The following is a 5,032-nucleotide window of genomic DNA, read 5'->3' as shown; positions in this document are numbered from 1 at the left end:
CGGTAGGCCCGTGCAACACCTGTTGCAGTCGGATTGCGCGCTCGGGCCGCCAGCGGAGGTGCACCGTGTGCGCATGGGGCCGGACCGCGTGTACTGGACACCGGGCCATAACGGCGAGCAGTACGACGTGGCCCGCGGCGACATCGCGTTACTAAAGGCCGAAGGTCTGCTGGAGTGCGTCGTCATCGAGACCGCAATGACGTCCTGGCCGGACACGGAGATGCCGCTGCCCGGGGAAGTCATCGGCTACATGGTGCGTCCGACCAACGTCTGCGGAGTCGGCGAGTGGGGAAGGGGAACGAACAACACGGCGAGGGCCGCGGTCTGTCCGTGAAGCCGGGCTCTTCCCGGAGGGCCGAGTGGATCATCCGGTCGGCCGACGCACTCGAGTCGAATGCAGATCGAGATTGCGGACCGAAACGGTCTCGAACGGCTGACCCGCCCCCGGTGGTCGTACCAGTGTCTATGTTAGTCCATAGGCCGTTTTCGCCGGACGAAGCGGAGCGTAGTCCGGTGGAAACGGCAGCGCCGCGGCCGGCGCCGGAGGTCGATACCCCAGCGCGCTGTGCGGCCTGATGGTGTTGTATTCCACTCGCCAGCCTTCGATTAGTACCTGTGCCTCCTTGAGCGTGTAGAAGATCTCTCCATTCAGCAGCTCATCCCGGAATCGGCCATTGAATGATTCCACGTAACCATTCTCCCACGGGCTTCCGGGTGTTATGAAGAGCGTGTCGATATCGACGCGCTCCAGCGATCTTCGAATCAGCACCGCAGCAAACTCTGGGCCGTTGTCTGAGCGGATGTACTCCGGTGCGCCGTACTTCAGAATCAGGTCAGCGATTACTTGCAGCACGTCGATCGACTTCATGTGGCGAGCTACGTTGATCGCCAGGCACTCGCGAGAGTACTCGTCCACGACAGTCAGCATCTTCGGCGCGCGACCGTCGTGAGTGCGATCGGCGACGAAGTCGTACGCCCATACGTGATTCCGATGCTCCGGTCGATGACGGATGCACGACCCGTCGTTCAGCCAGAGACGACTACGCTTGGGCTGTTTCCTCGGCACTTTCAGACCCTCGCGACGCCACAGTCGTTCAATTCGTTTGTGATTCACTTTCCATCCACACCATCGCAATAACCCGGTTATTCGACGATACCCGTAGCGCCCATACCGTGTAGCAAACGCGGTCACTAGGCGATCTTCGTACTCAGACGACCGGAGTGCGTGACGCTGTGTTGATCGAGGCTGACTCAAGGCTCGACAGGCCCGACGCTGCGAGACCGACAGCTTGGATTGGACATGCGCTACCGCACGTCGTCTCCGCGCCGGGCTTAGAAGTTTCCCTTTGAGACTTCCTTCAAGATCGATAAGTCGACCGCTTGATCCGCGACGATACGCTTCAAACGGGAATTCTCTTGCTCGAGCTGCTTTAGATGCTTCGCCTGGTCTACGCGAAGCCCGCCGTATTCTTTGCGCCAGCGGTAGTACGTCTGGTCCGCAATTCCGAGTTTCTTGCAGACCTGACCGGTCGTTTGGCCCTTCGCCAGTTCGACTTCAGCCTCGCGAAGCTTGCAGATGATCTGCTCGGTCGTGTATCGCTTTCTTGCCATCCCTGTCCCCTTGTCGGCCGCCGTCAGAGCCAGGAAAGTCTAACTCTGCAAGTGAACCGGGCAATGGGGGGAGGGTCAGTGGTCCGCGAACGACTCGCGGATCCCAGTTGGTCGGGGTTTCTCGAGCCGTTCATTTCATTGAAAGGTCGAGGGCGGATGATTCAGGTTGAGGGAAGACCCGCGCCCGAGAGGGCCGGGCGGGCAGGAGAGCCGGTCACGGGGGAAGGAAGATCGATGCGTAATACGAAGCTCTGGACGATCGCTTGGGTCACCGCACTCGCGACGGCAAGTCCCGTCGCCGCCGCGCCGGCGCTCGGCGCGACGACCGAGACCTATCTCGTCTACACCGAACACGGACGGAAGGCGCCGGCGAACGTCCAGCCATTGGCGAACTACGGCACCGCGGTCCTCGCCCCGTTGTCGGCGAGCGACGCCGCGGAGCTGGCGAGCCAGGGGTTTCGGATTACCCGCCTCGAGGACCCGACGTGGATACGCCTGCCCGGCCGCAGCTTCGACACTCGGGCCGGTGAACCGGCGCTGCCGAACGCGTTACGAGCGACGGCGACCGATGCGCGCGCGCCGTACCTCGTGCAGTTCGTCGGGCCTCTCCATCCGATGTGGCGGCAGCAGGTCAGCGACGCCGGCGGGACCTTCGCGCGCTACGGCCACGTGAACAACAACGCCTGGGTCGTCTCGATGGACGGCACGGCCGCGGCGGCCGTCTCGCAGCAGCCCTTTGTCCGGTGGCTCGGCCATTACCACCCGGCGTTCAAGATCTCCGCCGAACTGACCGAGATCGCGATGCGCAACGATGCGGACCCCGAGGCCGAACCGATCTCGGTGCTGTTGCAGGTCTACGCCGCGGCGGACATTTCGCGGGCGATCCAGGACGTGAAGAGCCAGGGGGGGACGGTCCACGCCTGGGGTCCGGATGACCCCAACAGCCGGGTCCAGCCTTACCTGACGGCGGAGGTGAAACCGTCGGAGATCGCACGTCTCGCCGCGCTCCCCGAGGTCGCGTGGCTGCAGCAGCGGCCGGTGTTCGAACTGCTCACCGAGCAGGCGGCCCAGAGCATGCAGAGCGGCGCCTGCGGACTCGCGTGCACTTCCCGCACGGTCGACGACGTGCCCTGGTGGCGCGACGGCCTGACCGGCGCCGGACCCGCGCCGTCCTGCGGGGCCACGGCCGGCACGGAGCAGATCATCGGCGTGATGGACTCCGGCATCGAGGCACACACCGACTTCGAGGCGTGCCCCGGACCCGGATGCACGATCTTGGCCGTCGAATCGCAGATCTCGGCCGGCAGCTGCGGCAACGCCGCACCCGTCTCGTCCTGCACGGATTTGGACGGCCACGGAACGTCGGTCTCCGGCATCATCTCGGGCAGCGGCGCGGTGTCCGGAGGTGAACTGCCCGTCGAGTCCTGTTCGAGCAAGGGACTGGCCTTCGGTGGACGGCTCGACGTCGAGGTGTGCGGCCCGAACCTCGAGTGCCTGAACGCCTGCGACCCCAACCTCACCCTCGCATCGTTCTTCCAGCGCACGTACGGCCGCGGCTCGCGGATGTCGAACCACAGTTGGGGCGCCGACCTCTCGGGGGCCTACGACGCGTTGGCGCAGACGGTCGACACGTGGGCCTGGGACAACAACGGCGCGCAGCCCGGTACGCCGCAGGAATACCTGTGGGCCTTTGCCGCGGGGAACGCGGGGCCGTGGCCGGGTACGATAGGCTCGCCCGGAACCGCCAAGGACGTCCTCGCGGTCGCCGCGGTCTACAACGGTCTCGACGGATCGTGCTGGTCCTGCGATTCCCTCCCCTGCACCGATTGCGACAAGCTCGTGTGTTACAGCTCACGCGGACCGACTCAGGACGGCCGTCACGGGCCGCACATCGCCGGCCTGTCCCAGTGCATCACCGCCCCCGACCTTTTCGGCGGCTACAACGCGTGCTTCAACGGCACGAGCGCGGCGACGCCGACGGTCACGGCGACCGCGGCCCAGGTCCGCGACTGGTGGATCCACGAGAAGGGCGTGGTTAACCCCTCGGGTAGCCTGGTCAAGGCGGCGCTGCTCAACTCGGGCGAACCGATCCAGGACCCGGCGACCACGGTGCCGGACGAGGCCGTCGGCTGGGGCCGGGTTCAACTCGACAACCTCTGGGACTCGGCGGATCCCGACCTCAACGTGCTGTGGCTCGACGAGACGAACGGCGTGACGACGGGCGGACTGTCCCAGTTCACGTTCGCGGTTCGCTCGGGCAACCGCCCGCTGCGGGCGATGCTCGTCTGGATGGACTACCCCGCGACTGCCGGTGTCGGCGGCCTGGTCAACGACCTCGATCTCTTCGTGCGCGAGCCGAACGACGCGGCGTGCTATCGCGGCAACGACGCGACGGGCAACGAGTCGAATCCGGTGAGCTGTGCCGCTCCCGGCGTCTTCGACGGGACGAACAACGACGAGGGCGTCCGCGTGTCGAACCCGGTTCCCGGAAGATGGACGGTCGAGGTCCGAGCGGCGAACGTGCCCAACGGGCCGCAACCGTTCGCGCTCGTAATCGGCGGCGACGTGGTCCAGTGCGAGTCTCCTCCGCCCGCGCCGATCGGCGTCGGCGCGGCGCCGGCCGGTCCGAACTCGATGACGGTCAGCTGGAACCCGGTTGCCGGGGCCGATCGGTATTACGTCTACCGCAGCGACGGCGCTTGCCCCGGCACGCAGTTCCAGTTCGTCGGGTCGACGCTCGGGCCGTCGACCTCGTTCACCGACGTCGATCTTTCGGGCGGCTCCAGCTACAGCTACTACGTCCAGGCGTTGACCCCGGACGGTTGCATCTCCGAAGCCTCGACCTGCGCCGATGCGGTCGCCACCGGCGACTGCACGCTGCCCCCGACCTTCGCCGGTCTCGAGAGCGTGGTCGACGACGACACGGCCGCGTGCGGCCTGACCCTCGGCTGGACGGCGGCGATCAGCAACTGTCCGCTCTTCCCCACGATGACGTACAACGTCTACCGCAGCACCGATTCCGCGTTCGTGCCCGGCCCGGAGACGCTGCGCGACACCTGCGCCAGCGGCACGTCGTACAACGACTCCGAGGTCTCGGACGGCGTCACCTACTACTACGCCGTACGGGCTGAGGACTCACGACCGTCCGGCGGCACCGGAGACTGCCAGGGAGGCAACCAGGAATCGAACGCCGTCCGCCGGAGCGGCTCGCCGACGAGCAACGACTACGTTGCGGGGGTGTTCCACGACGACGGCGGCGATACCGGAAGAGCGAAGCTGATCGCCGACGATCCATGGTACGTGACGTCGCTGAAGAACCACACGCCCGGAGGGCTGAAGGCGTACCGAGCGGGCGACACGATCACGCAGAACTGCGCCGCGCTGACCACGCCGGTGCTGCGGCTCGACCCCGCGGCGAGCT

3 protein-coding genes are annotated in these 5,032 nt (G+C 66.2%); 2 read left to right on the top strand and 1 reads right to left on the bottom strand.

The window, feature by feature from the left end:
* Positions 1–334: hypothetical protein (locus OES25_17455; GenBank protein ID MDH3629424.1), on the top strand; the 334-nt coding region annotated here is incomplete at its 5' end.
* Positions 335–463: 129 nt separating this feature from the next.
* Here the strand turns inward: OES25_17455 and OES25_17450 are convergent.
* A protein-coding gene (locus OES25_17450; GenBank protein ID MDH3629423.1) for an IS3 family transposase occupies positions 464–1,611 on the bottom strand; the annotation gives its coding sequence in 2 pieces (ribosomal slippage) (positions 464–1,350 and positions 1,350–1,611; 1,149 coding nt in all).
* 234 nt (positions 1,612–1,845) lie between these two features.
* Here OES25_17450 and OES25_17445 point away from each other — a divergent pair.
* Positions 1,846–5,032: S8 family serine peptidase (locus OES25_17445; protein ID MDH3629422.1), on the top strand; the 3,187-nt coding region annotated here is incomplete at its 3' end.

Source organism: Acidobacteriota bacterium (genome assembly GCA_029861955.1).
Classification (GTDB): domain Bacteria; phylum Acidobacteriota; class Polarisedimenticolia; order Polarisedimenticolales; family Polarisedimenticolaceae; genus JAOTYK01.
Note: the sequence above shows the minus strand (reverse complement) of the source record. Positions and strands in the feature narration are given on the sequence as shown.